The organism is Nitrosovibrio sp. Nv17, assembly GCF_900119085.1.
GTDB lineage: Bacteria > Pseudomonadota > Gammaproteobacteria > Burkholderiales > Nitrosomonadaceae > Nitrosospira.
The window spans coordinates 38493-63467 of sequence record NZ_FPIQ01000003.1; the positions used below are offsets into that span (position 1 = coordinate 38493).

Annotated in this window: 28 protein-coding genes, 1 tRNA gene and 1 other RNA gene; 16 read left to right on the forward strand and 14 right to left on the reverse strand. The window is 63.8% G+C overall.

Going from position 1 to position 24975, the window contains the following annotated elements; translation table 11 throughout:
* Positions 1-10 precede the first annotated feature (10 nt).
* Positions 11-187, forward strand: a complete 177-nt coding sequence (locus BT108_RS13760; protein WP_177257235.1) for a hypothetical protein — start codon at positions 11-13, stop codon at positions 185-187.
* 104 nt (positions 188-291) lie between these two features.
* On the opposite strand, the gene BT108_RS02810 is transcribed toward BT108_RS13760, so the two are convergent.
* Positions 292-1077 carry a PEP-CTERM sorting domain-containing protein gene (locus BT108_RS02810; RefSeq protein WP_072293042.1) on the reverse strand — a complete coding sequence of 262 codons (786 nt, stop codon included), beginning with the start codon at positions 1075-1077 and terminating at the stop codon, positions 292-294.
* Positions 1078-1783: 706 nt separating this feature from the next.
* Between BT108_RS02810 and proB the strand changes: the two genes are divergently transcribed.
* From proB to BT108_RS02825, 3 genes are read left to right on the forward strand one after another with little or no spacing between them, the layout of a single operon-like run.
* Positions 1784-2932 carry a glutamate 5-kinase gene (gene proB / locus BT108_RS02815; RefSeq protein ID WP_072293143.1) on the forward strand — a complete coding sequence of 383 codons (1149 nt, stop codon included), beginning with the start codon at positions 1784-1786 and terminating at the stop codon, positions 2930-2932.
* Positions 2929-3261, forward strand: a complete 333-nt coding sequence (locus BT108_RS02820; protein WP_072293043.1) for a protein tyrosine phosphatase family protein — start codon at positions 2929-2931, stop codon at positions 3259-3261. The genes proB and BT108_RS02820 overlap by 4 nt, the downstream gene beginning before the upstream one ends.
* A 24-nt stretch (positions 3262-3285) precedes the next feature.
* Positions 3286-4032, forward strand: coding sequence for an MBL fold metallo-hydrolase (locus tag BT108_RS02825; protein ID WP_072293044.1), 747 nt, complete (start codon positions 3286-3288; stop codon positions 4030-4032).
* A gap of 12 nt (positions 4033-4044) precedes the next feature.
* On the opposite strand, the gene BT108_RS02830 is transcribed toward BT108_RS02825, so the two are convergent.
* The 3 genes from BT108_RS02830 to BT108_RS02840 form a co-directional block, all read right to left on the reverse strand.
* Entirely contained in the window at positions 4045-4566 is a 522-nt protein-coding gene (locus tag BT108_RS02830) for a CNP1-like family protein (protein WP_072293144.1), read from the reverse strand.
* A 105-nt stretch (positions 4567-4671) separates the two neighbouring features.
* Positions 4672-5634 carry a D-2-hydroxyacid dehydrogenase gene (locus BT108_RS02835; protein WP_072293045.1) on the reverse strand — a complete coding sequence of 321 codons (963 nt, stop codon included), beginning with the start codon at positions 5632-5634 and terminating at the stop codon, positions 4672-4674.
* A gap of 72 nt (positions 5635-5706) precedes the next feature.
* Complete coding sequence (locus tag BT108_RS02840) at positions 5707-6606, reverse strand: DMT family transporter (RefSeq protein ID WP_072293046.1); 900 nt, start codon at positions 6604-6606, stop codon at positions 5707-5709.
* 375 nt (positions 6607-6981) lie between these two features.
* Between BT108_RS02840 and dapC the strand changes: the two genes are divergently transcribed.
* From dapC to prmB, 4 genes are all read left to right on the forward strand, one after another.
* Complete coding sequence (gene dapC, locus BT108_RS02845) at positions 6982-8175, forward strand: succinyldiaminopimelate transaminase (protein ID WP_072293145.1); 1194 nt, start codon at positions 6982-6984, stop codon at positions 8173-8175.
* A gap of 67 nt (positions 8176-8242) precedes the next feature.
* Positions 8243-9064, forward strand: coding sequence for a 2,3,4,5-tetrahydropyridine-2,6-dicarboxylate N-succinyltransferase (gene dapD / locus BT108_RS02850; protein WP_072293146.1), 822 nt, complete (start codon positions 8243-8245; stop codon positions 9062-9064).
* A 33-nt stretch (positions 9065-9097) separates the two neighbouring features.
* Entirely contained in the window at positions 9098-10246 is a 1149-nt protein-coding gene (gene dapE / locus BT108_RS02855; RefSeq protein ID WP_072293047.1) for a succinyl-diaminopimelate desuccinylase, read from the forward strand.
* A gap of 36 nt (positions 10247-10282) precedes the next feature.
* Positions 10283-11194, forward strand: a complete 912-nt coding sequence (gene prmB, locus BT108_RS02860) for a 50S ribosomal protein L3 N(5)-glutamine methyltransferase (protein ID WP_072293048.1) — start codon at positions 10283-10285, stop codon at positions 11192-11194.
* Positions 11195-11232: 38 nt separating this feature from the next.
* On the opposite strand, the gene rluB is transcribed toward prmB, so the two are convergent.
* The 6 genes from rluB to BT108_RS02890 all read right to left on the reverse strand — a co-directional run bounded on the left by rluB (position 11233) and on the right by BT108_RS02890 (position 16302).
* Positions 11233-12096 carry a 23S rRNA pseudouridine(2605) synthase RluB gene (gene rluB / locus BT108_RS02865; RefSeq protein ID WP_143142371.1) on the reverse strand — a complete coding sequence of 288 codons (864 nt, stop codon included), beginning with the start codon at positions 12094-12096 and terminating at the stop codon, positions 11233-11235.
* An 8-nt stretch (positions 12097-12104) separates the two neighbouring features.
* Entirely contained in the window at positions 12105-12707 is a 603-nt protein-coding gene (recR, locus tag BT108_RS02870) for a recombination mediator RecR (RefSeq protein ID WP_072293049.1), read from the reverse strand.
* Between the two features lie 70 nt (positions 12708-12777).
* Positions 12778-13101: a YbaB/EbfC family nucleoid-associated protein gene (locus BT108_RS02875; protein ID WP_177257243.1), complete on the reverse strand. Its 324-nt coding sequence runs from the start codon at positions 13099-13101 to the stop codon at positions 12778-12780.
* A gap of 15 nt (positions 13102-13116) precedes the next feature.
* Positions 13117-14808: a DNA polymerase III subunit gamma/tau gene (gene dnaX / locus BT108_RS02880; RefSeq protein WP_083566155.1), complete on the reverse strand. Its 1692-nt coding sequence runs from the start codon at positions 14806-14808 to the stop codon at positions 13117-13119.
* 146 nt (positions 14809-14954) lie between these two features.
* An RNA gene (gene ffs / locus BT108_RS02885) (signal recognition particle sRNA small type) lies at positions 14955-15053 on the reverse strand.
* Between the two features lie 184 nt (positions 15054-15237).
* Positions 15238-16302, reverse strand: coding sequence for an ADP-ribosylglycohydrolase family protein (locus BT108_RS02890; RefSeq protein WP_072293052.1), 1065 nt, complete (start codon positions 16300-16302; stop codon positions 15238-15240).
* 239 nt (positions 16303-16541) lie between these two features.
* On the opposite strand from BT108_RS02890, the gene BT108_RS02895 reads away from it, so the two are divergent.
* Positions 16542-16618: transfer RNA gene (locus tag BT108_RS02895), tRNA-Arg, on the forward strand.
* A gap of 341 nt (positions 16619-16959) precedes the next feature.
* Here the strand turns inward: BT108_RS02895 and BT108_RS13920 are convergent.
* The 4 genes from BT108_RS13920 to BT108_RS13765 form a co-directional block, all read right to left on the reverse strand.
* Positions 16960-17508, reverse strand: coding sequence for an SIR2 family protein (locus BT108_RS13920; protein ID WP_369816915.1), 549 nt, complete (start codon positions 17506-17508; stop codon positions 16960-16962).
* A 497-nt stretch (positions 17509-18005) separates the two neighbouring features.
* A complete protein-coding gene (locus BT108_RS02905) occupies positions 18006-18284 on the reverse strand; it encodes a type II toxin-antitoxin system RelE/ParE family toxin (RefSeq protein WP_072293054.1) in 279 nt (92 codons plus the stop codon).
* On the reverse strand, positions 18284-18547 hold the full coding sequence (locus tag BT108_RS02910) for a type II toxin-antitoxin system ParD family antitoxin (RefSeq protein ID WP_072293055.1): 264 nt from the start codon (positions 18545-18547) through the stop codon (positions 18284-18286). Before BT108_RS02910 ends, BT108_RS02905 begins: the two co-directional genes overlap by 1 nt.
* A 47-nt stretch (positions 18548-18594) precedes the next feature.
* Entirely contained in the window at positions 18595-18771 is a 177-nt protein-coding gene (locus BT108_RS13765; RefSeq protein ID WP_177257236.1) for a hypothetical protein, read from the reverse strand.
* Between the two features lie 236 nt (positions 18772-19007).
* Here BT108_RS13765 and ccmC point away from each other — a divergent pair, with 236 nt between their 5' ends.
* The 7 genes from ccmC to ccmI all read left to right on the forward strand — a co-directional run bounded on the left by ccmC (position 19008) and on the right by ccmI (position 24900).
* Complete coding sequence (ccmC, locus tag BT108_RS02915) at positions 19008-19748, forward strand: heme ABC transporter permease CcmC (RefSeq protein ID WP_072293056.1); 741 nt, start codon at positions 19008-19010, stop codon at positions 19746-19748.
* A complete protein-coding gene (ccmD, locus tag BT108_RS02920; RefSeq protein ID WP_072293057.1) occupies positions 19745-19948 on the forward strand; it encodes a heme exporter protein CcmD in 204 nt (67 codons plus the stop codon). Before ccmC ends, ccmD begins: the two co-directional genes overlap by 4 nt.
* Positions 19932-20381, forward strand: coding sequence for a cytochrome c maturation protein CcmE (gene ccmE, locus BT108_RS02925; protein WP_072293058.1), 450 nt, complete (start codon positions 19932-19934; stop codon positions 20379-20381). The genes ccmD and ccmE overlap by 17 nt, the downstream gene beginning before the upstream one ends.
* An 86-nt stretch (positions 20382-20467) precedes the next feature.
* Entirely contained in the window at positions 20468-22546 is a 2079-nt protein-coding gene (locus BT108_RS02930) for a heme lyase CcmF/NrfE family subunit (RefSeq protein ID WP_072293059.1), read from the forward strand.
* Complete coding sequence (locus tag BT108_RS02935) at positions 22543-23067, forward strand: DsbE family thiol:disulfide interchange protein (RefSeq protein WP_072293060.1); 525 nt, start codon at positions 22543-22545, stop codon at positions 23065-23067. The genes BT108_RS02930 and BT108_RS02935 overlap by 4 nt, the downstream gene beginning before the upstream one ends.
* Before the next feature lie 55 nt (positions 23068-23122).
* A complete protein-coding gene (locus BT108_RS02940; RefSeq protein WP_072293061.1) occupies positions 23123-23617 on the forward strand; it encodes a cytochrome c-type biogenesis protein in 495 nt (164 codons plus the stop codon).
* Positions 23614-24900 carry a c-type cytochrome biogenesis protein CcmI gene (gene ccmI / locus BT108_RS02945; RefSeq protein ID WP_072293062.1) on the forward strand — a complete coding sequence of 429 codons (1287 nt, stop codon included), beginning with the start codon at positions 23614-23616 and terminating at the stop codon, positions 24898-24900. The genes BT108_RS02940 and ccmI overlap by 4 nt, the downstream gene beginning before the upstream one ends.
* The last annotated feature ends 75 nt before the right edge of the window (positions 24901-24975 follow it).

The window sequence follows — 24975 nt, forward strand, 5'->3', positions numbered from 1 at the left end:
CGGAGGCTCCTTGCACGGTGTACCCGCTACCGGCTGGTGGGAACCAGCCTCGGAGGGGGAGGATGTAGCGGCAGGCGCGCTGCTGGGTACGCGCCCCGTGCAGGGAGGAAGGACCGATGAGGACGCCGGGGAAACGGATGAAGCAACCGCTCCCGCGCCTCCGCTCGCGGCCGTGGTGTCGGCCTGAGCGAGCGACGCCAGAACGAGCAGCACCCCCGCCGGCAGGCAGCCCCTGTACGTACCGACCATACGGTTGCCCGCCTGCGGTGATGCCCGACGCCCTGCTTCCTGCTAGGCCTTGCCGCCGGTGTTGCGGCGGCGCACGATCGCGCCCATCAGCCCCAGGCCGGCGAGCAGCATGGCCCACTCGCCCGGCTCCGGAATCGGGGCCGCTGCGATGTCCACCGCCACCTGCGCGAAGCTCTGGTGCACGTAGGTGCTGTTGAAGGCGAAGTCGAAGCTGGCCGGCGCCGAATCCAGGGTCCACACCGCCAGGTATTGGCTGAGGTCGACGGCACCGATGCTGCTGCTGGTCGGCCCGAAGTACGTCACGTCCCCGGGAATGTCTATCCAGACGGGATTAGAAGGGAATCCCTCCCCGGGGGGTGGCGGCGTAGGCCCGGTGCCGACGTTCGACGGCGCGAGACCGTTCAGCTTCACGCTGTTATAGTCGATCGGGGTGCCCCAGGTCTCGAACTGCAGCGCCACCGTCACCGGCCCGCTGAATGCCGTGGTGGGCGTCACGTTGATGGTGTAGCTCTGCACCGTCCCGCTGAAGGCGTACAGGTTGCCGGAACCGGCGACAAAGGCGTTGTTCCAGCTCAGCGTGGCGGTGTTGGCGCCCAGAAACCCGTAATCGGCCTCACGGGAACCCGTACCGGCGGAACCGCCGGTGAAACTATCCCACTCGGCGTAGACGGTGCCCGCGTCGCCGCGGGTCCAGCCGCCCCAGGATGCCTCGGTAGGCGTATCGAACCCGTAGCCCGGCGCATACGGATCGGGACCATTGCCATAATCGGCAAGCGCCGGACCCGCCAGCACCAGACCTGCTGCAACTGCAATCGCTTTCAGTTTCATGGAAAATCCCTCCAAAAAAACATCGATATAGATAGCTTACGTATGAAAACCCGCGCACGCGGCACGGGACATACCGCTTAATGGGCTGGCTGGTCCGAGAGTTGCCGAGGACTGGCTGGCAGGAGATGCGGAAAACCCTCCTCTTTCCAATGAAAGGGCTTTCCGTTGCAAGGCTGGCTGCGGGAAGTGAAGGTCCGGCTGGCTGGCAATGAACCGATGAATGTGCTACGCCAGGCTAGGATAGCGCTGGGGTATTGGTATCCGTTGCAATCAGTCTAGTGATAATAAGAATCATTGTCAATAACAAAAACGGCTGGTGATCCGGGCCTTTCGGTATTGCCCACGCACGTCACGTGACCGGCAGGGTCACGATTGCAGCGCACGGCGATGCCCGCAGGACACGCCTGGCGCATGCGCAATGGAATCGGGGGAAAGCGATTGGAAACCAACGAAAGACACGGCCTGACTCCCTTTGCCTGCATCGGACAGCTCGGATGGCTCCATGCAGGTATATTTTAATGAGAATTATTTTTATTATTATACACAAAAAAACCGGTGGTGCAACAGAATCAGGCAGGCATCGGAACGGCGGCCTTTATAAGATGGAGGCCAGCGATTATACTGCTCTCTGTCCGTGCTTCCGGAAGGCATCCGAGCCGTCGGTGCGCGCGGACATGACGTCATCATCGACATCCGCCCCCGCCTCATGCCATTCACCCTGGAATCCGCACGACGCATCGTCGTCAAGGTCGGCAGCAGCCTCGTCACCAACCAGGGGCAGGGACTGGATCACGCTGCGCTGGCAGGCTGGGCGGAGCAGATCGCCAGGCTCAGGAAGACCGGCAAGGAAGTCGTGCTGGTTTCATCCGGCGCGATCGCGGAAGGCATGCAGCGCCTGGGCTGGAACCGGCGCCCACGGGCGCTGCATGACCTGCAGGCCGCCGCCGCGGTCGGACAGATGGGGTTGGTGCAGGCGTACGAGTCCTGCTTCCGCCAGCACGGGATCCACGCTGCGCAGATCCTGCTGACCCACGAGGATCTGGCGGATCGCAAGCGCTACCTGAACGCACGCTCGACCCTGACCACGCTGCTGAACCTGAACGTCATTCCCGTCATCAACGAAAACGATACGGTCGCCATCGACGAAATCCGCTTCGGCGACAACGACACCCTGGCCGCGCTGGTCGCCAATCTGGTCGAAGCCGACGCGCTGATCATTCTCACCGACCAGGACGGCCTGTTCACGGCGGATCCGCGCAGGCATGCCGACGCTACCCTGGTTCGCGAGGCCCGTGCCGGCGACCCGGCGCTGGAAGCGATGGCGGGCGGCGCCGGCAGCAGCATCGGGCGCGGCGGGATGCTGACCAAGCTGGGTGCGGCAAGGCGCGCAGCGCGCAGCGGCGCCCACACGATCATCGCTTCCGGGCGCGAGGCCGACGTGCTGCTGCGCCTGGTGCAGGGGGAAGCCATCGGCACGCGACTGCTGGCGGCAACTCCGGTACTGGCGGCTCGCAAGCAATGGCTTGCCGACCACCTGCAGATGCGTGGCAGCGTGGTGCTCGACGCCGGCGCGGTGGAGGCGCTGACGCTCAGCGGCAAAAGCCTTTTGCCGATAGGCGTGACGGACGTCCGTGGCGATTTCGAGCGAGGCGAGGCGATCGGCTGCCTCGATCCGGCAGGCAGGGAAATCGCGCGCGGGCTCACCAACTACAACTCGGCCGAGACCCGTCGCATCCTGCGCAGGACCAGCCGCGAAATCGAAGCGGCCCTGGGCTACGTCGGTGAATCCGAACTCATCCACCGGGACAACCTGGTGCTGCTGTCATCCGCCACCTCGAAAGGAACGATTCCATGAAACCCCTGACGCACCTCGACCATCACTTCTCGACCAGTCCACAGATCAGCCTGGAGGATCTGGCACACATCAAGGCCGCGGGGTTTCACAGCATCGTCTGCAACCGGCCGGACGAGGAGGATGGCGGCGTGCACCCGGACCACCGCCAAATGGAAGCGGAAGCAACCCGGATGGGGCTGGCGTTCGCCTATGTCCCCGTCACGCCGGGACGCATCGGCCCTGTGGAAATCAAGGATTTCAGGAGCGCGATCGCCGGTCTGCCCGGCCCGATCCTGGGCTATTGCCGGCTCGGCATCCGGTCGCGGATACTCTACGAACGCTCACGCTGACGACCGGCCCGGACGCAAGGCATCATGATATTCCGGCAGCTGTTCGAACCCGTGTCCTCCACCTACACCTACCTGCTCGGCTGCGCGGAAACGGGCCAGGCCATGCTGATCGATCCGGTGATCGCCACGCTGGAGCGCGACCTGGCCGAACTCGCGCGGCTGGGACTGAAGCTGGTGTACAGCGTGGATACGCACATCCACGCCGATCATGTCACGTCCGCGCTCGAGCTCAGGAAACGGACCGGCAGCCGCATCGCCGCCCCGGCGATCGACCGGCTGACCTGCACCGACACCGGCATCCAGGAAGGCATTCCCCTGCGGATGGGGGACGTCATTCTGAACCCTCTGCATACGCCCGGCCATACCGCCGGCCACTTCGCCTATCATTGCGATGACCGGGTCTTCACGGGGGATGCGCTGCTGATCGAGGGGTGCGGACGCACCGATTTCCAGAATGGCGACACAGATACGTTGTACCGCAGTGTCACGGAAAAGCTGTTCTCCCTGCCGGACGACTGTCTGGTGTTTCCCGGGCACGACTACCATGGCCGCCGCGTCTCATCCATCGCGCAGGAGAAAGCGCGCAACCCGCGCCTGGGAGGCCGCACCCTGGCGGAATTCCGGGAGATCATGGCGCGCCTGGACCTTCCCTACCCCATCTTCATGGACTACGCCGTGCCGGCCAACCGCCGGTGCGGCGTCTGTCCCGAGGAACTGCCAGAGGATCTGCAGAAGTACTGCGGCCACATGGAAAAAAGCCCCCAAGGATAGAATGATACCGGGTCAGTGGCGCACAGCGCGGGGATGCACCCCCGCCTTGAGCGCATCGACGGCTTCCCTGGCATCCCTCACCATGTGGATGCCCAGGGGACAGAAGTAGTAGCGGTAGAGCGCCCGCTGCGCATAATTCTGGGCGAGATTCTCCAGGTCCACCCACCTGGACAGCCGTGCCCGCGCCCAGGTGCCGTCGTTGCGCCCATAGGCGTAGGTGCGCTTCTCCGCCGTCTGGCAGCGAATCCCCTCGTAGCTCACGTTCATCGCCCCCGAAGGCGAACGGATGACCAGGCTGTAGCGCACCACGCCGTCCTCGCCCACCGCGATGGACGAAGCGTCGACCAGATGCGTATTGTCGCTGACGGGCCCGGGATCAAACTGCAGCAGGTTCTCGGGCTGGGGATACCCCGGCAGCTGCGTCTGCAGTTCGACCCATGGGCGTTCATGGTCGAATTCGTACTCGAACTTGTTCTGCTGGGCATGGGCCATGACGGGAAGCAGGCCGATGACCATCGCGAATTTTCTCAACATGTCCATCATCCATGAAAGACGGCACGAAAGCGGCGCGCAGCCGGGGCGCTTCCCCCTGGCCAGCCGCCCGGTACGCCGCATTGTACCGCATGCGCGGATTCCGCCTCACGTGACCAGGTTGCGCGGGGTCCCTGCCGCCCAGGCCTCGATATTGTCGACGACCTGCCGGGCCAGTGTCCGCATGGCCTCATCCGATGCCCAGGCCATGTGCGGCGTCAGGATGAAGTCCGGGCGCCGCAGGGCCAGCAGGGGATTCCCGCCGGCGGGCGGCTCCTCGGACAGCACGTCGAAACCCGCCCCTGCGATCAGACCCTCTTCCAACGCCCGCACCAGTGCCGCCTCGTCCACCAGGCCGCCGCGCGCGGTGTTGACCAGCAGGGCGCTCCGCTTCATCCGGCGCAGCTCATCGATGCCGATGAGGTGGCGCGTGGCCGGCGTCAGCGGGCAGTGCAGCGTCAGGACGTCCGACTCCGCCAGCAGGCGGTCGAACGGCACGAATCCGGCCTCCGGCGCCCGGGACCGATCGGAGCGCGACGCATGCAAGGCGAATTGCACCCGCATGCCGAACCCGCGCGCGATGGCAGCCGTCGCCCGGCCGATGGCGCCCGCGCCGACGATCCCCATGACGGAACCGGAAAGCTCGGAGATGGGGTAGGTGGACAGGCAGAACTGCTCCGATCGCTGCCAGGCACCGTGCTCGATCTCCTGGCGGTAGCCCAGCAGGTTCCGGCGCAGCGCGAGCACCAGCATGAACACATGCTCCGGCACGGTATGCACCGCGTAACCACGGACGTTCGCCACGGCGATGCCGTGTTCGCGGCAGGCGGCGACGTCGATGCAGTCGTAGCCCGTCGCCGTGAGGGCGATCATCCTCAGCCGCGGAAGCTCCGCAAGGACGCGGCGATCCAACACGATCTTGTTGATGATGGCCACGCTCGCCCGTTGCAGGCGCGCCACCACTTCATCCGGCGCAGTGCTGGCATACTCCTCGTAGGTGTGCTCGAAGCCCGGGCGGTGCATGGGCAGCCGGATGGAGTCCCGCTCCAGAAACACGACATGATGACGCATATTCCTTCTCCTCCGTCTACCGCTCTCCGGATGTTTTGCGCACGCCCCGATGCAAATGTGGGCAACAGGATATCATCCGTCCGGCGCCCGGTTCATTCTCGCGGAGAACAGGCTCGCCGACACGATCAGCGTGCCTCCCACCCAGCTTCGGGGCGTCATGACCTCATCGGTCAGGTAGTGCGCAGCCACGGCTGCAACCGCCAGCTCGGACAGCATGATCACGATGGCCCGGTTCGCGGGCACGTGCGTGACGCCATACTGCATCGCGATGCTCACCGCGAACACGATCACGCCAAGGCCCAGCAGCAGCAGGCAATGGCCGGCGGAAATGCCTGCCGGCAGCAGCCCCCCCGGCAGGAACAGGCTGTATGCAAACCCGATCAGGGTCACCCCCACCCATACCGCCACGGATTTCAACCGCACCGTGTGGCGCTGGTCCTTGCGGCTCAGCACGTTCATGAGCGCAAACATGAACCCCGCCGACACGCCCATCCAGTCGCCATAGCTGGAAGGCAGCAGGGAGCCGCTCGCCGGCTCCCACAACATGGTCACCGCACCCGCCAGCGAGACGGCGATGACCAGATATCCCGGAGCGCTCAGTCTCTCCCTCAGGAAGAATCGCGAAAACAGGACCGTCCACAGCGGAGCGAGATAGAACAACAGCAGTACCCGCATGACCTCGCCATGGATGACGCCCAGCACGTAGGCGAGATTGCTCCATCCCGCGAACAGCCCGATTCCCAGCAGCAGCCAGCATTCCCCACCAAGGACATGGGCCATGCGCAGTTCTCCGCGGAATGCCCCCAGCCCCAGCAGCAGTGCAATGAAATAGGTCGCCGCGGCAGCCACCGCACCGTTGACCTGCGCCTGCTCCAGTACCCGGTAAGGATACCAGAGCAGCCCCCAGGCCACGGCTCCCGTGAACAGGGCCGCCACGGGCAGCAGAATCCGCCGCTCCGGATCAGGGCGCATGGCCGGAAGCGCCGTGATTCATCCCCGTTTCAGAAGAGATCCCAAGGAGGACAAAATCATTGCATGTCATGGTGTTAACCAAAAATACCCTGCTTGAGGCCGGATTTGGGTTTATAATTCCGCTGCATCATGAGGCTTCCCTGAACGAGGGGACGCCCTGGGCAGGAAAACAGATTCAGCATAATCCGATACATACCGCTCTCTGAAGCTCCCTGAACCCGATCCGATGGACCGTCGCCCATTGCGCCCGTCGCCCACCCGTGACCCGCTGCCGCCATCCATGACACCCTCTCCCCGTGGCCATGCCGTTTCGCCATGGGAACGGGGCGCACGATTCCCGGTGTCCTGTATTCAACCGCAGAATCCAGTTCGAAATTGAACCCGCGGCTCGCCCAACTTCAGCCCTACCCTTTCCAGAAGCTGCAGGCGCTATTCGAGGGTATCACCCCCAATCAGGATTTCTCGCCGGTCAACCTGCACATCGGCGAACCCAGGCACGCCACCTCGGCCTTCATCAGCCAGGCCCTCAGCGAGCACATCGCCGGCCTTGCGCATTATCCCACAACGCTTGGAAACTCATCGCTGCGGAGCAGCATCGCCTCGTGGCTGGCGCGGCGCTATCGCCTGCCCGACCTGGATCCGGAAACCCAGGTACTGCCCGTGAACGGCAGCCGCGAGGGATTGTTCTCCATCGCCCAGGCGATCATCGATCCATCCGCTCCCCAGGCGATGGTGGCGTGCCCCAATCCGTTCTACCAGATATACGAGGGCGCCGCCATCCTGGCCGGCGCCGCGCCCAGTTTCCTCAACACCCTGCCGGAGGATGACTTCGCCCTCGATTTCGCGCAGCTGTCCGACGATGCCTGGTCACACACCCAATTGGCATACGTCTGCTCGCCCGCCAATCCCACCGGAAAAATCCTGTCCGAAGAGGAATGGCGCCGGCTCTTCGAACTTTCCGACCGATATGGATTTGTCATTGCAGCGGACGAATGCTACTCCGAGATCCATTTCGAGGGGGATGTGCCCCCGTCCGGCGCCCTGGAGATGGCGCACCGTCTCGGCCGCACGGGCTATCCCCGGCTGCTGGCCTTCAACAGCCTGTCCAAGCGATCCAACGTACCGGGCATGCGTTCGGGATTCGTGGCGGGGGATGCGTCACTGCTGGAAAAATTCCTGCTCTACCGCACCTACCACGGCAGCGCGATGAGCCCGGCCGTACAGGCGGCGAGCGAGGCTGCATGGAACGATGAATCCCACGTGGCCGAGAACCGCCGCCTTTACCAGGAGAAGTTCATCGCGGTCATCGATGCCCTGGTCGATACCCTGCCGGTCTCCCGGCCGGATGCGGGATTCTATCTGTGGATGAAAACCCCCATCAGCGATGTCATATTCGCCCGCAAGCTCTATCATGACTATAATGTGACGGTGCTGCCGGGAACCTATCTGGCACGATATTCTCATGGCATCAATCCGGGAGAGAACTTCGTGCGGATGGCCCTGGTCGAGCCGCTGGCGGAATGCATCGAGGCGGCCGCACGCATAAAAATGCTGGTGTCTTGTCTGTAGCACGGGTTGCGCAGGCCGGCAACCCTGGCTTCACCCTACCACCTGCCTGGAGAACACAAGGAACATGATGGATCAGCTTCGAAATACCATAGAAGACGCTTTCGAACATCGCGCGGAAATCACGCCGCGCAACGTCGAGGCCAGGCTCAAGGAATCCGTGGCCCGGGTACTGGAACTGCTCGACAGCGGCACCCTGCGGGTGGCGGAAAAGATCGAGGGGAATTGGGTCACGCACCAATGGATCAAGAAGGCAGTGCTGCTCTCGTTCCGGATGGAGGACAACAGCTTCATCAAGGGTGGTTTCTCCAATTATTACGACAAGGTGCCTTCCAAGTTCGCCGACTACAGTTCCAGGGATTTTCGCAACGGCGGCTTCCGCGTGGTACCCCCGGCAGCGGTGCGCAAGGGGTCCTTCATCGCGGGCAACGTGGTGCTGATGCCATCCTACGTCAACATCGGCGCCTACGTGGACACAGGCACCATGGTCGACACCTGGGCCACGGTGGGCTCCTGCGCCCAGATCGGAAAGAACGTCCATCTCTCGGGCGGGGTGGGCATCGGCGGGGTGCTGGAGCCGGTGCAGGCCAATCCCACCATCATCGAGGACAATTGTTTCATCGGCGCACGCTCGGAAATCGTCGAGGGCGTGATCGTGGGAGAGAATTCGGTGATCTCGATGGGCGTGTACATCGGCCAGAGCACCAAGATCTACAACCGGGAAACCGGGGAAACCGGTTACGGCCGCATTCCACCGGGATCGGTCGTGGTGTCCGGCAACCTGCCCTCCGCCGACGGCCGGTACAGCCTCTACTGCGCGGTCATCGTCAAGCAGGTGGACGCCCGGACCCGCGAGAAGACCGGCATCAACGAACTGTTGCGCGGAATCTAGATTCCGGATCCCGCCCATCCACGCGAAACATCCATGCCCTATTCCGTACTGGCGCTCGCACAGGCGCTGATCGCCCGCCGCTCGTTGACCCCCTCCGATGAAGGCTGCCAGCAGATCCTGATCGATCGCCTGGAAAGAATCGGCTTCCGCATCGAGAGAATGCGTTGCGGCGAGGTGGACAATCTCTGGGCACGGCGCGGCACGAATGCTCCGGTACTGTGCTTCGCCGGCCATACCGACGTGGTGCCGACCGGCCCCCTCGATCAATGGGACAGCGACCCCTTCGTTCCGGAAATCCGGGATGGCAGGCTCTACGGCCGCGGCGCGGCCGACATGAAGGGATCGCTGGCGGCATTCGTCATCGCCATCGAGGCATTCGTCGCGGCGCATCCCGACCATGGCGGCTCCATCGCGCTGCTCGTCACCTCGGATGAGGAAGGCATCGCCGTGGATGGCACCGTCAGGGTGGTGGAGGCGCTCGGCGCGCGCGGCGAGCGGATCGACTACTGCATCGTGGGCGAACCCACCTGCGTCCACCATCTCGGTGACACCGTCAAGAACGGCCGGCGCGGCTCGCTTTCGGGCACCCTGACCGTCAAGGGCATCCAGGGCCACATCGCCTATCCGCACCTGGCGAAAAACCCCATTCATCTTGCCGCGCCCGCCATCGCCGAGCTGGCGCATACCCGATGGGACGAGGGCAACGAATACTTTCCGCCCACCACCTGGCAGATTTCCAACATCCAGGGGGGTACCGGCGCCACCAACGTCATTCCGGGGGAGGTCACCCTGCTGTTCAATTTCCGGTTCTCCACCGCCAGCACGGTAGAATCCCTGAAGAACCGGGTACATGGCATCCTCGACCGGCACGGCCTGGAATACGACCTGCTGTGGGAATGCTCCGGCAAGCCCTACCTCACCCCCCGGGGGAATCTGGTGGAGGCCGTCGGCCGGGCGATCCGGCGCGTGACGGGGATCGAACCGGAGCTCTCCACCTCCGGCGGCACCTCCGACGGGCGCTTCATCGCCGACATCTGCCCGCAGGTGGTGGAAGTGGGCCCGCGCAACGCAACGATCCACAAGCTGAACGAGTACGTGGAAGTGCGCGATCTGGAGCAGCTGCCGACCATCTACCGATTGGTACTCGAAGAACTGCTGCCGGCGTCCCTTCCGGAGTCATGATGCGGGCGTCCCTCCCGTAGGCCTTCCCGGCGTCCCGTGGCGAACGATTCCTTTCCCTATGCCGGCGCCGCGGCGCAACTGCGCACTTTGCGCGACCTGCTGCGCTTCTCCGTCAGCCGCTTCAATGAAGCGGAACTCTTCTTCGGGCATGGCTCGGCCTCGGCCTACGACGAGGCGGCCTACCTCCTGCTTCACAGCCTCCATCTTCCGCCGGACCGGCTGGAACCATTCCTCGACGCGCGTCTCACCATCCCGGAGCGGGAGCAGGCGTTGCGCATGATCGGTCAGCGCGTGGAGCGAAGGATTCCCGCCGCTTACCTGACGCGTGAGGCCTGGCTCGGAGATTTCAGCTTCTACGTGGACGAGCGCGTGATCGTGCCGCGCTCCTTCATCGCCGAACTGCTGAGCGACCGGCTGGCGCCGTGGGTGGCGCATCCGGAAGCCGTACGCTCCACCCTGGATCTCTGTACCGGCTCCGGGTGTCTCGCCGTGCTGCAGGCGCACGCGTTCGAGCACGCCGCCATCGACGCCGCGGACGTCTCGCACGAGGCACTCCAGGTTGCGCGCAGGAACGTGGAGGACTACGGCCTGGCGCACCGGATCCGGCTCGTGCATTCCGATCTGTTCGCGGCGCTGCGGGGCCGGCGCTACGATGTCATCCTCAGCAATCCGCCCTATGTCGACGCGGCGGCGATGGCGGCGCTTCCCGAGGAATACCGCCACGAGCCGGAGATCGCGCTCTCGAGCGGGGCGGACGGACTGGAAGCCACCCGCAGGATACTGCGCGAGGCGATCCATCACCTGGACGAGCAGGGATTGCTGGTTGTCGAGATCGGCCACCACCGCGCCGCCCTGGAACGGGAATTCCCGCGATTGCCCTTCACATGGCTGGAAACCAGCGCCGGGGACCCATTCGTCTTCCTGCTGAAGCGCGACCAGCTCGCCTGAACGCGGTGGCGCTGCGCGGGATGCAGCCGCGGCGGGAGTCAGGCAACCAGATCCAGCAGGCGCCTGGTCTGCGTCTCGTCCAGCTCCATCCACTGCCCGCGCCTGAGGCGCGGCGGCAGATCGATGGGACCGAAGCGTACCCGCATCAGGCGGCTGACCGTCACGCCCACCGCCTCGAACATGCGGCGCACCTCCCGGTTCCTGCCCTCCTTCAGCATCACCCGGTACCAGTGGTTGGAGCCCTCGCCACCCTGATCCAGCAGCTCCTCGAATCTTGCCGGCCCGTCTTCCAGTGCGATGCCCGTCGTCAGGCGCGAGACCGTCTCCGGCGCCAGGCGCCCCATGATGCGCACCGCATACTCACGCTCGACCTCGAAACGCGGATGCATCAGCCGGTTCGCCAGCTCTCCGTCCGTGGTGAAGACCAGCAGGCCGCTGGTATTGTAGTCCAGCCTGCCGATCGCAATCCATCTGGAGGACCGCAGCTGCGGCAGCCGGTCGAACACCGACGCCCGGCCCTCCGGGTCGCTGCGGCTGACGATCTCCCCTTCGGGCTTGTGATAGAGCATGACCCGGGGCACCCGTCCACCATGCGCGGGACGGACGGTACGCCTGCCGGCACGGATGAGGTCGCCCGGCCCGGCGCGATCTCCGATCGTCGCCACTTTTCCGTTGAGGGTGACGCCGCCGCCGGCGATCAGCGCCTCCATCTCGCGGCGGGAGCCCAGGCCTGCCTGAGCCAGCAGCTTGTGGAGCTTGTGCGTGACGGGAGCCGCGGGAGGGAAAGCGGCGCCGGTGCCCTTGCGGCCGGGGTCGTCATCCCGTTTCGCGGCGGATCGTCCCCGCGGGGATTGCCGGGGTGACCGGGGTGGCCTGAATGGCCGTGCCTTCGCGGAAGACAAGGCGCGCCCTATTCCCGCACTTCGCGGCGTTCGAGCACGGCCTGCGCCAGCGTGCCGCTGTCGACGTGCTCCAGCTCCCCGCCCACCGGCAATCCCCGGGCGATGCGGGTGACTCTCATGCCCTTGCCGTGCAGCATCTCGCCGATATAGTGTGCGGTCGCCTCTCCTTCGACGGTGAAATTGGTCGCCAGTACGATCTCCCGCACCTGTCCATCCTGGGCCCGCCGCAACAGGCGATCGAGATGGATTTCCCGCGGGCCGATGCCGTCCAGGGGCGAGAGCCTTCCCATCAGCACGAAGTACATGCCCCGATAGCAGTGCGCCTGCTCCATCATCAGCAGGTCAGCCGGCATTTCCACGACGCACAGCAGCCCCGCGTCACGCCGCTCGGAGCGGCACAGGCCGCATACGATCTCCTCGGTGAAGTTGTTGCACTTCTCGCAGTGGCGGATATGCTCCAGGGCGTAGGCAAGCGAATGGGCGAGCCGCTGTGCCCCCGCATGGTCCCGCTGCAGCAGATGGTAGGCCATGCGCTGCGCTGACCTGGGCCCCACGCCGGGCAGGCAGCGCAACGATTCGACCAGGTCCTCGAGACTGGCGGGCGCTTTCATGACCCATGAGAAAAGGAGGCTGTCGGCATGGCGTCCGGACCGTCGGGCCGCACTCTCGTATTCTCGTATGTCAGAATGGCAGCTTCATTCCCGGCGGCAGGGATATCCCGGAGGCCAGACCCGCCATCTTTTCCTGCGTGGTGGTCTCCACCCGCCGCACCGCATCGTTCACGGCGGCCGCGACCAGATCCTCGAGCATGTCCTTGTCGTCCCCGATCAGGCTGTCGTCGATGATCACCCGCTTGACATCATGCCGGCAGGTCATCACGACCTTGACCAGGCCGGCGCCGGATTGGCCCTCCACCTCGATCGACGCCAGCTTCTCCTGCATGTTCTTCATGCTTTCCTGCATCTGCTGCGCCTGTTTCATCAGATTTCCCAAGCCACCTTTCATCATGTGCCGTCTCCGCTATTGAATGGATTTGATCGAGGAGGAAATCACCTTCGCATCGAATTTCTCTATCAGGTCGCGCACGAACGGATCCGACTCGATGGCCGCAACCGCCCGCGACTGCCGGTCCTGCCTGTCACGATCCTCCAGCGCAGCCGGATTCAGGCCGGTGACGGTGCCGATCGAGAACCTGAGCCGTACCGGCCTGCCCAGATATTCGTCCAGCGCCGCGTTCACCTTCTGCTGGTGCTTCCTGTCGAAGAGAGCCCTGTGCTTTTCCGGCACGCAGAATTCGATTTCATCCTGGGATGCGCGCTTCACTTCACTGTGCTGGGCCAGCATCCTCGGCAACCCCGCCAGCTTGAGCCGGGCGGCTATCACCGGCCAGTCATCGCTGGAAAAATGCCCGCCGGACGATGGATCGGGTGCCCCTGCCGCCTCGCCGTGCGTTTCTTCCTGACCCACTCCCGTAACGCCGGATGACCCGTCGACGGCAGGCACGGCAGATGTTTTCGGCGAACCTGCCCTGGCGGGCGCAGGAACGGGCATGGGCGTGGAAGAAGCAATGGAGGCAGCCCTTCCCGCCCCGCCATCGTGCCCGGATGCGCCGGCACGCGGGATCCCTTCCGGCATGAACGCCAGCAGGCGCATCAGCGTCATGGTGAAACCGGCATACTCGTCCGGGGCCAACGCCAGGTCGGAACGCCCGTGGATGAGAATCTGATAGAAGAGCTGCATGTCCTCCGGGGCGAATGCTTGCGCCAGCGCAAAAATGCGCTCGCGCTCCAATTCATCCTCGGCGATCGCCGCGGGAACCACCTGTGCCAGGGCGATACGGTGCGCCAGGCCGGCCAGCTCCTGCAGGGCGACGCCGAAGGAGAGACTGCGCGCCTCCATCCCGGTGGCGATCGCCAGCATGCGGGAACCGTCCATCTGCGACAACGCATCGAGCAGATCATACAGATAGCCCTGATCGACGACACCCAGCATCTCCCGCACCCCCGCTTCTCCTACAATCCCCTCGCCGAAGGCGATTGCCTGGTCCAGCAGGCTCAGTGCATCGCGCATGCTGCCCTGGGCCGACCGTGCCAGCAGCTGCAGCGACGCGGCATCGCGGTGGATTCCCTCCTGCTCCAGCACATGCTCGAGGCGCGCGGCGATCAAGGACTGCGGAATCTGCTTCAGGTTGAACTGCAGGCAGCGAGACAGCACGGTGACGGGAATCTTCTGCGGATCGGTCGTGGCAAGGATGAACTTGACATGCTCCGGCGGCTCTTCCAGGGTCTTCAGCATGGCATTGAAGGCCTGCTTGGACAGCATGTGCACTTCATCGATGATGTAGACCTTGTAGCGGCCGCTGGTGGGTGCGTACAGCGCGTTCTCCAGCAACTCGCGCATCGCGTCCACCTGCGTGCTGGATGCGGCATCCACCTCGATGAGGTCGACGAAGCGCCCGCCGTCGATCTCGGTGCAGGTGGAGCAGGTGCCGCAAGGCGAGGGCGTGATGCCGGTCTGGCAGTTGAGCGCCTTTGCCAGGATGCGCGCAAGGGTGGTCTTGCCGATGCCGCGGGTACCGGTGAACAGGTAGGCATGGTGCAGCCTCTTCTGCTCCAGCGCGTTGGTGAGCGCCCGGACCACGTGCTCCTGCCCCGTCAGCTCCGAGAAACTCCTGGGGCGCCATTTACGGGCGAGAACCTGTGACTGCGACACGATGCGAGAATGATGACCGAAAAGACGTACGCAAACCGCCATGGGCGTGTCGGGCCGGGACACGCCTTGCGAAAAACTCAGGAGCGAAACAGAAACGGCAGCCGCTGCGATACCGATTCGGCCCTGTTCATCCTCTTGAGAAAACGGGTGGCGAGCCCAACCCCCGGCACTTGCAGGAAATAGCTGTGGCTGCTTCCTTCCGGACCTGACCAGGTTCACTACCATGCAATGCGGGGAGGCCCGCCATAAAAAAACCAAAGACCCGGCACCTGCCGCCCCATGCGGGCGGCCTGCCAAACACAAAACTATTCCTTGACAATCATCATATTATCTACAATCCATCCGGAATCTTCAAGAGTACCGCACATATCTTCCGATATCCCTATTGTGCCCCGAGTCGGTGTGTGCGTCCACTATCATGACCGGAAATCACCGTCCCGCGCGCGCATCTCCGATTCTTCCGGCAAGCGCGAGCAACTCCTTCCCATTTTCCAGCCCATCCAGAAAGCGCGCCGGAATGCCTTCGAGTCCAACCTGCGCACCGACCAGGGCGCCGGTCAGCAATGCGCGCGACATGTTCTGCCCGCCGCCGTTGACGGCATGCAGCACGGCGGACTCGAAGTCGTCGGAAAAGCGCGCCGCGAGGTAGTAGGCCGCGGGAAGCTGGTGGTAGATGGCACAGGGCATGCCGTAGACGAGGGAAACCTTCCACGCGGGCTCGATGCGGATATCCGGATCGAACGCGGAAAGTGCCATGTAATGCGGCGTCAGCAGCGCATCCGGCGAGGAAAAACGGCCCGCGCGCGGCGGATCGGGGTCGCCGGGACGGGGCGGGGCAAGATCGTCGCCGGTCACGGCATGGAACGGCAATTCGCCGTCGTGCACCCGTTGCATGAGCGCGTCCGACAGCGCCGGCGTCAGCCGTTCACCCGCGACCAGCCGCGAAAGAATCACGTTGTAGGCGGTCGTCATGGCGACCACGGCCTCGTCCCCCTGGGTGAGCAGGCAATTGGCGGATACCGTCTCGGCGACCCGGCGCGGATCAAGCGCGTGATGCGCCGCCAGCACCACGCAGCGTTCCGCCGCCTCCGTGGTGTCCGCATGCCCGCCCGTCTCGCGCCATGATTTCCCCTGCTCCACCCGCCTGCGGTACGCTTCTCGTATCGACTGGCTGGTGTATCCGCCCGGCCCGCACACGGGCGTGCCATCCAGCAGTGGAAACAGCTCCTCGTCGAGCCTGCGGGTGAAATCCGCCTCGCGGTACGCGCCATGCTCCGCCACCGAGCGCAGCAGCATGACGAGGATCAGCCCCGTCTGGGAAAGCTGGCCCGCGCGCATGCCATCGTGGTAGCGCCCCGGTTTCGGAGTGGTGTAGCCATCGATCCAGGGACCGTGGTCCCTGCGCATCTCGTCCAGGTCATAGTACCAATGGCACCCCAGCCCGAGCGCATCGCCAACCAGGGCACCCATGATGGCGCCCGAGACTCGATCCATACCTTCCTCCCGTGCCGTCAGGCAACCCACCCGGTGAACCCGACGCGAGCCCGCAGCGAACCGTGCATCCATGGACAACGCCCTCGGGCATCGCCACCCCCTAACCCCATCCATCCCTCATCCCGGCATGCCCGGAGCAAAAGACACTTTGCACTCGGCAGCCGGCCAGTCTGATATAATCATCATGGCAATCTGGAGTAAAGTTAACACAATTACACTCAAACCTGTTTCACTCTCAAGCGCCCGTAGCTCAGTTGGATAGAGTACTTGGCTACGAACCAAGGGGTCGTGGGTTCGAATCCTGCCGGGCGCGCCAATTTGCTTTTGGAGCTTCTGATGTCCGCTGAGACCTTGAAAGATAAGGCGAGATCGGGAGTTCTAAACCCCTTATCCCGGACGTAGGCCAGCCGGTCGGCGAAGGCCAGTTTCAGTATCGCTTTTTTGTGCTCCAGGCGCTCCGACGCCCAGAGATTCCAGGGGTTTGCCAGGAAGTCGAGCGAAGTTCTAAGTGCTTCGTCGAAGCTGCGTAGCGGACGGCCGCAGTTCGCGATTCTCTCGCTGATCTCGATCTTCCGTTCTTCGAGTCGGCGGATGCGGTTTTCGTAGGCGGCGATGACCGAAGGCAGTTGCGCCTGCGCGATCCGGTCGAGGAACTGCTCAACGTCGCGCTCGACTTTCGCCAGCTCGGTTTCCAGGCCGCTTCTGCTGGTTTCCGCCGTCGCAAGGCGCCGGTTCCAGATGTCTTTGAACATTGCCCGTGTGACGCGGAACAGCGCCGGTGCCGGGCGCAACAAGACATTTGCCCAGCTCGTCGTCCTGGGCTTTGAGGTCGGCGGAGAGGTTCTTGACGCTCTGGTAGCGAAAATCGCCGTGCAGCTTGCAGTAGATCGGATACTGCTCGTTGCTGAGCACGTCGTTCGCGGCGTAGGAACCCTCGATGTGAAACGCGGCGAGCGGGCGTCCCGATACTTCCGCAACGGCCTTCTCCAACACGGTGTCGAAATTGGTCGTAAAAACGGGCGCGTGCCTCGCCCATGGCGTTGAGCGCCCCGAGCGCCCGGTTTCCGACGGACAGCGATACGCGGTCCTCTGAGAGAATCTTTTGAAGGTAGGCATTCTGCCGCTCGCGGTCGTCGCCGAATATTTTCTCAAAGTAGGCCGTATATTCGTTGTCCGCCCAAGGCTCAGGGAAGCCTTCGATGCCATGAACGACTGGATTTTCTCGCGTATAGCTCGGTTCTGAACATCCTGTTGAGAGATATCCTGGTTCTCGGAGCGGCAGTAGTAGCGCCGCTTGAGGTCCCACAAAGGACGTCGGTGGCGGTCGGAAGACCTGCCGGCCGTGATGCACCAGCGCCTAGAAGCCAAGCGAAGTTGCGCGGACGTTCGCTGATGATTCCGATTAGCTCGCCACAATCCATCGACCGGCCGCCCCAGATGACACGTATGCAAAAACCTTACAATGGTTTAAAAATGATTGAAGATCAATAAGTCACGTGGTCCGTCCCTTGCCGGACGGACGCTCTGGGGCTCTCGCGATCCGCCCCTACTTGCACGGGTCTCAGCCATCTGGCTTTGGTTCTGAGACTGATTCTAGGCTGTGTTGCAGCGCCCGCGCTGTTGCTCAGCGAATCTGGCTGCAGGCAGAGTCAATTTGACGGATTCACGCGCCTTGCGCCATGTGGGCCACTTCTGCAGCCTGTTTACTGGTTCAGCAGCGGTCCCAGATCGCGCGCACCATGCAGGATACGTTCGATACGTACACCCTTGAAGAAAATGACGTAGGCGCCGTGAGCGCAGGACCGAATCCCTTTTTTCAGCTCTGGCCGTTCGACGTAGCCGAGCGGTGCGTGGGCAATCTTGTGCGCGTGTTCAAGCAGTTCATCTTCAAACTCGCTGGCGCGTTTGGGGTTATCGAGAGCGATGAAGTCCGTTATCTCGATGAGATCCGTCTCCGCCCAGCGCGACAGGCGGACGCGCATTACTTGTTCTGCGCCGCCCGTGCCTGCCGCCGCGCACGGTTTCTGGCTATGACTTCTTCAATCGTGCCGGCATCTTCGCTGTCGATCCCTTCTTGAATTGCAGCCTTGAGTTCCGCGTGACGAATCTGACGCAGCTTTTCCTCGTCCTCAAGCAACCTTAATCCGGCGCGCACGACCTCGCTGACGTTGTTGAAACGTCCTGACTCAAGCTGTTCCTTGATGAATTCCTCGAAGTGATTACCGAGAGCTACGCTAATAGGCATGGCTGATATCCACTAACTATTAATAATAGATATTTAATTATACGCCCTCATGGTTGAACTGCAAGCCCGCTTTCTTGGCTAAGTGGAGCCTGGAAGCAACGTTCAAGACGGGCATTCCAGTCAATCAACTCATCCCGAAGTTTGTCCTCTCGGGCGCGCCATTTCATGCGGTTCTTCGAGGAGCCGCATTCTTGTTTTGTACCATATTCGGCGGTGTGTGCCATGGAATCCGCCGAATTCACTCTATTCACTCTGCCCACCTGCACAGCATTTCCCGATGTGGACCTCCAGCCTTCACGGAATGGCCCTCCATATTCCCTGTTTCCGATCCACAGAAACCGGTTCTGGATTCATGGTTTTTAGGTTAAAATTATGAGTTGCACGCGTTGCGAGCCGATCGGCCGGACAACCGGATGGGCAGCGGAAGGCGTGTGAACGAAGGAGCGCATACTTCTTTAATATGGCGATAAACTGGTTCAAGTATTCCTCTCCGGCGAGTTTCTACGTGCTGGCGGGCAGGATGATTCCATGGTTTTCGATCGCCGCCATCGTGCTGTGCGCGATAGGCCTCTACATAGGATTCTTCGTCGCTCCCACCGACTTCCAGCAGGGGGAAGCCTACCGCATCATCTTCGTCCATGTCCCCGCCGCATGGATGTCCATGTTCCTGTACGTCGTGATGGCCATGTGGTCGGGGATAGGGCTCGCCTTCAATACGCGGCTCTCCTCCATGGTGGCGACGGCCATCGCGCCGACCGGCGCGATGTTCACCTTTCTCGCCCTGTGGACCGGCGCCCTGTGGGGCAAGCCGATGTGGGGCGCATGGTGGGTGTGGGACGCGCGGCTCACCTCGGAACTGATCCTGCTGTTCCTCTACATCGGCTTCATGTCGCTGCAGGCGGCGATCGACGATCCCCGCCGTGCCGACAAGGCCGGGGCGATGATCGCGCTGGTCGGCGTGATCAACGTGCCCATCATCTACTTCTCGGTGAAATGGTGGAACACCCTGCACCAGGGCGCCACCGTCAGCCTGACCCAGTCGCCGAAGATGGCCACGACCATGCTCACTGGCATGCTCATCATGTCGCTCGCATGCTGGGCATATGCCATCGCCGTGGTGCTGATGCGCACGCGCGCCATCATCCTGGAGCGCGAACGCCACACGGCCTGGGTGGGAGCGCTGCCGGAGGTCGCGCGATGAATTGGGACAGCCTGTCGCACTTCCTCGACATGGGAGGATACGGCCTCTACGTGTGGGGATCCTACGCCGTGACGCTCGTCTGCATCGTGGGCGAGGTCATCGCGCTCTCCAGCCGCAAACGAACTTTGCTGCGGCATCTCAGTCTGAGTCATGAGTCAACCACAACCACACAAGAGAAGAAAAATGAAGCCACGTCATAGGAAACTGGCAGTCATCGCATCCGGCGTAACGGCGCTGGGCGTGGCATCCATCCTGGTGCTGAACGCGTTCCAGAGCAACCTGGTGTTCTTCTTCAGCCCCAGCCAGGTGGCGGCCAACGAGGCGCCGGTGGGCAGGAGCTTCCGCATCGGCGGACTGGTGGAGGAAGGCAGCATCCGGCGCATGGCCGACGGCGTGACGGTGAATTTCGTGGTGACCGATACCGCCAAGGCGATCCCAGTCGCCTACACCGGCATCCTTCCCGATCTCTTCAAGGAGGGCAAGGGCGTGGTGGCCCAGGGCAAGCTGACGGCCAACGGCCTCTTCCTTGCCGACGAGGTGCTGGCCAAGCACGACGAGAACTACATGCCGCCGGAAGCGGCGAGCGCGCTGGAACAGGCGGAAAAGGCCCGCAAGACGGTCATGATGCAATAGGCACAACCCGAGAAGATGCTTTCCTACTGTGAACCGGGGCAGGCATGGTGCCGCCCGCTTCTTCAATCCCTCACCACCTCCAGACCATGATCCCAGAGCTCGGTAACTTTGCCCTGATCCTCGCGCTGCTCCTGGCGCTCATCCAGGGTACCCTGCCCATCATCGGCGCCGCCCGCGGCATCCCCTCGTGGATCGCCCTGGCCCGGCCCGCGGTACAGGGGCAATTCGTATTCATCGCCATCGCGTTCTTCTGCCTCGCCTACTCGTTCGCCAACAATGACTTCTCGGTGATGAACGTGGCGCAGAATTCCAATTCCAAGCTGCCGATCGAGTTCCGCATCGCGGCGACCTGGGGCTCGCACGAAGGCTCGATGCTGCTGTGGGTATTCATGCTGGCGGGATGGTCGTTCGCGGTCAGCATCTTCAGCCGCCGCCTCCCGGACGACATGGTGGCGCGGGTGCTGGGGGTCATGGGGCTCATCAGCGTGGGCTTCCTGCTCTTCCTGCTGCTGACCTCCAATCCCTTCGAGCGCATCCTGCCGGGCGTGCCCGAAGGCAGCGACCTCAATCCCCTGCTCCAGGATCCAGGCATGGTCTGCCACCCGCCCATGCTCTACATGGGCTACGTCGGTTTCTCGGTCGCCTTCGCCTTCGCCATCTCCGCACTGCTCAGCGGGCATATGGACGCCACCTGGGCACGCTGGTCGCGCCCCTGGACCACCGTTGCCTGGCTGTTCCTCACCATCGGCATCATGATGGGGAGCTGGTGGGCCTACTACGAACTGGGCTGGGGCGGCTGGTGGTTCTGGGATCCGGTCGAGAATGCCTCCTTCATGCCATGGCTGGTGGGTACCGCGCTGGTGCATTCCCTGGCAGTCACCGAGAAGCGCGGCAGCTTCAAGAGCTGGACGGTGCTGCTGGCGATCTGTGCCTTTTCCCTGAGCCTGCTGGGCACCTTCCTGGTGCGCTCTGGGGTATTGACCTCCGTGCACGCCTTCGCCACCGATCCCAAGCGCGGCATCTTCATCCTCGGCTTCCTGGTGCTGGTGGTGGGCAGTTCGTTGCTGCTGTTCGCCTGGCGGGCGCCCAAGGTCGGCCTGGGCGGAAAGTTCGACGCCGTCTCCCGGGAATCCATGCTGCTGGCCAACAATCTGCTGATGATGGTGGCTGCGGGCAGCGTGCTGCTCGGGACCCTTTACCCGCTCATCATGGATACTCTCGAACTCGGCAAGCTGTCGGTGGGCCCGCCCTACTTCGAGGCCGTGTTCATTCCCCTGATGACGCCGGCGATCTTTCTGATCGGGGTCGGGCCGTTCGCACGCTGGAAGCAGGCCAGCCTGCCGGAACTGGCGGTACGCCTGCGCTGGGCGGCGGCCGTCAGCCTCGTCACCGCGCTGCTGGCACCGCTGGCCATGGGCGAATGGAAGCCCTGGGCCAGCTTCGGACTGCTGCTGGCGTTCTGGGTCATCGCCACCATCGTGGTCAGCATCACCCAGCGCATCCGCAGCAGCGGCAAGCAGGGCCTGTTCGCCAAGCTGGCGGCGCAGTCCCGCAGCTACTACGGCATGCACGCCGCCCACCTGGGCATCGCCGTGTTCATCATCGGCGTCACGCTGGTCGGCAGCTACGAGACGGAAAAGGACGTGCGCATGGACATCGGCGACACCGTCGAGGTCGGCGGCTACACCTTCCGCTTCAACGGATCGAGGAAAGTGGCCGGACCCAACTACATGTCGGACATGGGCGACGTCGAGGTGCTGCGCAACGGCGAGAAAATCCGCACCCTGGAGCCGGAAAAACGCACCTACACCGCCTCGGGCATGGCCATGACGGAAGCCGCGATCGATACGGGCATCCTGCGCGATCTCTACGTCGCCCTGGGAGAGCCGCTGGAAAACGGTGCCTGGATCGTGCGGGTCTACCATAAGCCCTTCGTGGACTGGATCTGGTTCGGATGCATGCTGATGGCCTTCGGAGGCATGCTGGCGGTATCCGACCGGCGCTACCGGCTCGCTGTGCGCAAGCAGCGCGGCGGTGCGGATGACGCCCCCAGCGCCGAGGCGCGGCCCCGGCCTGGCAAGAGGGCGGCTCCCTCAGGCCCGCTCATCCCCGTCCACCGGAAGGTTTCCGCAGGCCCCCTCATCCCGGGAGGCAGGAAGGCATGACGCGCTTCCTCCTGCCATTGGTGGCGTTCATCGTGCTGGTGGGATTCCTGCTGGTCGGGCTTGGGCTCAATCCACGCCAGGTGCCCTCGCCGCTGATCGGCAAGCCCGCCCCCGAATTCCAGCTGGAAGAGTTGCACCAGCCGGGGAAGACGATCGCCTCCCGCGACAACCTGGGAAAGGTGTGGCTGCTGAACGTCTGGGCGTCGTGGTGCGTGTCGTGCCGCGACGAGCATCCGGTTCTGGTCGAACTGGCCAGGTCCGGCATCGTGCCGGTCTACGGCCTCAACTACAAGGATGAGCGCGACCTGGCCTTGCAGTGGCTGCAGCAGTTCGGAGATCCCTACGCTGCCAGCGCGCGCGACCCGGAAGGCAGGATGGGCATCGAATACGGCGTCTACGGCGTGCCCGAGACCTACGTCATCGACAAGGAAGGCGTCATTCGCTACAAGCAGATCGGCCCGGTCACGGTGGAGGCGCTGGAGACCAAGATCCTGCCGCTGGTGCGCGAGCTGCAGGGATGAGCCCGGCATGGCCATTGCGCCCCGGGTCCGCCGTCGCCCCCAAAATCTACCCGATATGCTGACAGCCTGTCAGGCCAGGCTTGCCCGTATTCTCCTGCTGGCTTGCCTCCTGCTTGCCCTCCCCGCGGGCTGGGCGAAGGAGGCCGTGCCGGTGGCGGAAGATCCCGAGCTGGAACGGCGCATGCTCGCGCTGAGCGAGGATCTGCGCTGCCTGGTATGCCAGAACGAATCCCTCGCCGCCTCGCGCGCCGACTTCGCCAACGACCTCCGGCGCGAAATCCGCGAACAGATGAAGGCGGACAAGAGCGACAAGGAGATCGTCGACTTCCTGGTCGCCCGCTACGGCGACTTCGTGCTGTACCGCCCTCCCCTCAAACCCACGACGCTGCTCCTGTGGACCGGCCCCTTCATCTTCCTGCTGGGAGGCTCGATCATGCTGTTCGTCTACCTCAAGCGCCGCAACCGGCGGGTCGCGGACTCCACCCTGTCGGAAGACCAGCGCAGGCAGGCTGAAGCCCTGCTGGAGAAAGGCAAGGGCCGCGACGAATGACGACATTCTGGGTCGTAGCCGGCGTATTCATCGTCGGTGCGCTGCTGTTCGTGCTGCCTACGCTGTTGAAGAGGAAAAATCCCTCCCTCAATACGGAACGCGACGCAACCAACATCAATATCTACCGCGATCAACTGGCTGAACTCGAAAGCGACCTGCGCAGCGATATCCTCACGCGCGAGCAGTACGAATCCAGCAAGCAGGAATTGCAGCAGCGCATGCTGGAAGACATTCCAGAGGCCGGTGCGGCCGGCGCCATGCTTGCTCCGGGAAACCGGGGCAACGTGGCGACCACCGCCGTCATCGTCCTCGCGATCCCGATCCTGGCGATCTCGCTCTACCTCTGGGTGGGCGACACGCGGGGACTCGTGCCCCAGGTACCCGCCGAGCACATGCCGCTGGCGGACGACGGCGGCCACCCGAACTTCTCCTCGGTGCTGGACAACCTGACCGCGCGCCTTGCGGAACATCCGGAGGATGCGGAAGGCTGGACCATGCTGGCGCGCACCTACGGAATCATGCAGCGCTTCCATGAGGCCAAGGAAGCTTACGAAAAGGCGCTCGCCCTGTCGCCCGAGGATGCGGGACTCATCACAGACTATGCCGATGTCGTCGCCATGACCAACAACGGCAGCCTGGTGGGACAGCCCCGGGAGTTGATCGACCGGGCGCTGCGCCTCGATCCGCGCAACCCCAAGGCGCTGGCGCTGGCAGGGACAGCCGAGTTCGAACAGGAGAAGTTCGGCCGCGCCGCGGACTACTGGGAACAACTGCTGGCACTGGTTCCGCCGGACTCCGAGCTGGCGCAATCGGTCAAGAACAGCATCGCGGAGGCCCGGTCGCTGGCGGCTGGAAAGGGCAGCATCATGGCACAGGCGCCTGCCGCATCCCCCCCCGCTTCGAGCGGAGGCGCGGGTGCCGCCGCACCGGGGCCGGGCGGAGGCACCCTGTCGGGCAGCGTGACGCTGGCGCCCGCCATGGCCGGGAAGGCGTCGCCGAACGACAGCCTCTACATCTTCGCCCGCGCCAAATCGGGGCCGAAGGCGCCGCTGGCAACCCTGCGCCTGCAGGTCAAGGATCTGCCGGCCAGCTTCACGCTGAACGACTCCATGGCTCGCTCCGGCGTGCAGCTGTCCACCTTCTCCGAGGAAATGGTGGTCGGCGCCAGGATCTCGAAATCGGGCTCCCCCATGCCGCAGAGCGGCGATCTCCAGGGACTCAGCCGGCCCATACGCATCGGTGCGTCGGGGATCAGCGTGGTCATCGACCAGGCCCTGCCCTGATCTCGCCGGAAGGACAGCGCCCTGCTGTCGCGGTCAGCCGCTGACAGGCGCCCAGGGCGGGCAATCCTCACCCCC

Coding starts and splice junctions, on each gene's coding strand:
- BT108_RS02810 (WP_072293042.1), bottom strand. CDS start 1,077: ATGAAACTGAAAGCGATTGCAGTTGCAGCAGGTCTGGTGCTGGCGGGT.
- proB (WP_072293143.1), top strand. CDS start 1,784: ATGCCATTCACCCTGGAATCCGCACGACGCATCGTCGTCAAGGTCGGC.
- BT108_RS02820 (WP_072293043.1), top strand. CDS start 2,929: ATGAAACCCCTGACGCACCTCGACCATCACTTCTCGACCAGTCCACAG.
- BT108_RS02825 (WP_072293044.1), top strand. CDS start 3,286: ATGATATTCCGGCAGCTGTTCGAACCCGTGTCCTCCACCTACACCTAC.
- BT108_RS02830 (WP_072293144.1), bottom strand. CDS start 4,566: ATGTTGAGAAAATTCGCGATGGTCATCGGCCTGCTTCCCGTCATGGCC.
- BT108_RS02835 (WP_072293045.1), bottom strand. CDS start 5,634: ATGCGTCATCATGTCGTGTTTCTGGAGCGGGACTCCATCCGGCTGCCC.
- BT108_RS02840 (WP_072293046.1), bottom strand. CDS start 6,606: ATGCGCCCTGATCCGGAGCGGCGGATTCTGCTGCCCGTGGCGGCCCTG.
- dapD (WP_072293146.1), top strand. CDS start 8,243: ATGGATCAGCTTCGAAATACCATAGAAGACGCTTTCGAACATCGCGCG.
- dapE (WP_072293047.1), top strand. CDS start 9,098: ATGCCCTATTCCGTACTGGCGCTCGCACAGGCGCTGATCGCCCGCCGC.
- recR (WP_072293049.1), bottom strand. CDS start 12,707: ATGAAAGCGCCCGCCAGTCTCGAGGACCTGGTCGAATCGTTGCGCTGC.
- BT108_RS02875 (WP_177257243.1), bottom strand. CDS start 13,101: ATGAAAGGTGGCTTGGGAAATCTGATGAAACAGGCGCAGCAGATGCAG.
- BT108_RS02890 (WP_072293052.1), bottom strand. CDS start 16,302: ATGGATCGAGTCTCGGGCGCCATCATGGGTGCCCTGGTTGGCGATGCG.
- BT108_RS13920 (WP_369816915.1), bottom strand. CDS start 17,508: ATGGCATCGAAGGCTTCCCTGAGCCTTGGGCGGACAACGAATATACGG.
- BT108_RS02905 (WP_072293054.1), bottom strand. CDS start 18,284: ATGCGCGTCCGCCTGTCGCGCTGGGCGGAGACGGATCTCATCGAGATA.
- BT108_RS02910 (WP_072293055.1), bottom strand. CDS start 18,547: ATGCCTATTAGCGTAGCTCTCGGTAATCACTTCGAGGAATTCATCAAG.
- BT108_RS13765 (WP_177257236.1), bottom strand. CDS start 18,771: ATGGCACACACCGCCGAATATGGTACAAAACAAGAATGCGGCTCCTCG.
- ccmC (WP_072293056.1), top strand. CDS start 19,008: ATGGCGATAAACTGGTTCAAGTATTCCTCTCCGGCGAGTTTCTACGTG.
- ccmD (WP_072293057.1), top strand. CDS start 19,745: ATGAATTGGGACAGCCTGTCGCACTTCCTCGACATGGGAGGATACGGC.
- ccmE (WP_072293058.1), top strand. CDS start 19,932: ATGAAGCCACGTCATAGGAAACTGGCAGTCATCGCATCCGGCGTAACG.
- BT108_RS02930 (WP_072293059.1), top strand. CDS start 20,468: ATGATCCCAGAGCTCGGTAACTTTGCCCTGATCCTCGCGCTGCTCCTG.
- BT108_RS02935 (WP_072293060.1), top strand. CDS start 22,543: ATGACGCGCTTCCTCCTGCCATTGGTGGCGTTCATCGTGCTGGTGGGA.
- BT108_RS02940 (WP_072293061.1), top strand. CDS start 23,123: ATGCTGACAGCCTGTCAGGCCAGGCTTGCCCGTATTCTCCTGCTGGCT.
- ccmI (WP_072293062.1), top strand. CDS start 23,614: ATGACGACATTCTGGGTCGTAGCCGGCGTATTCATCGTCGGTGCGCTG.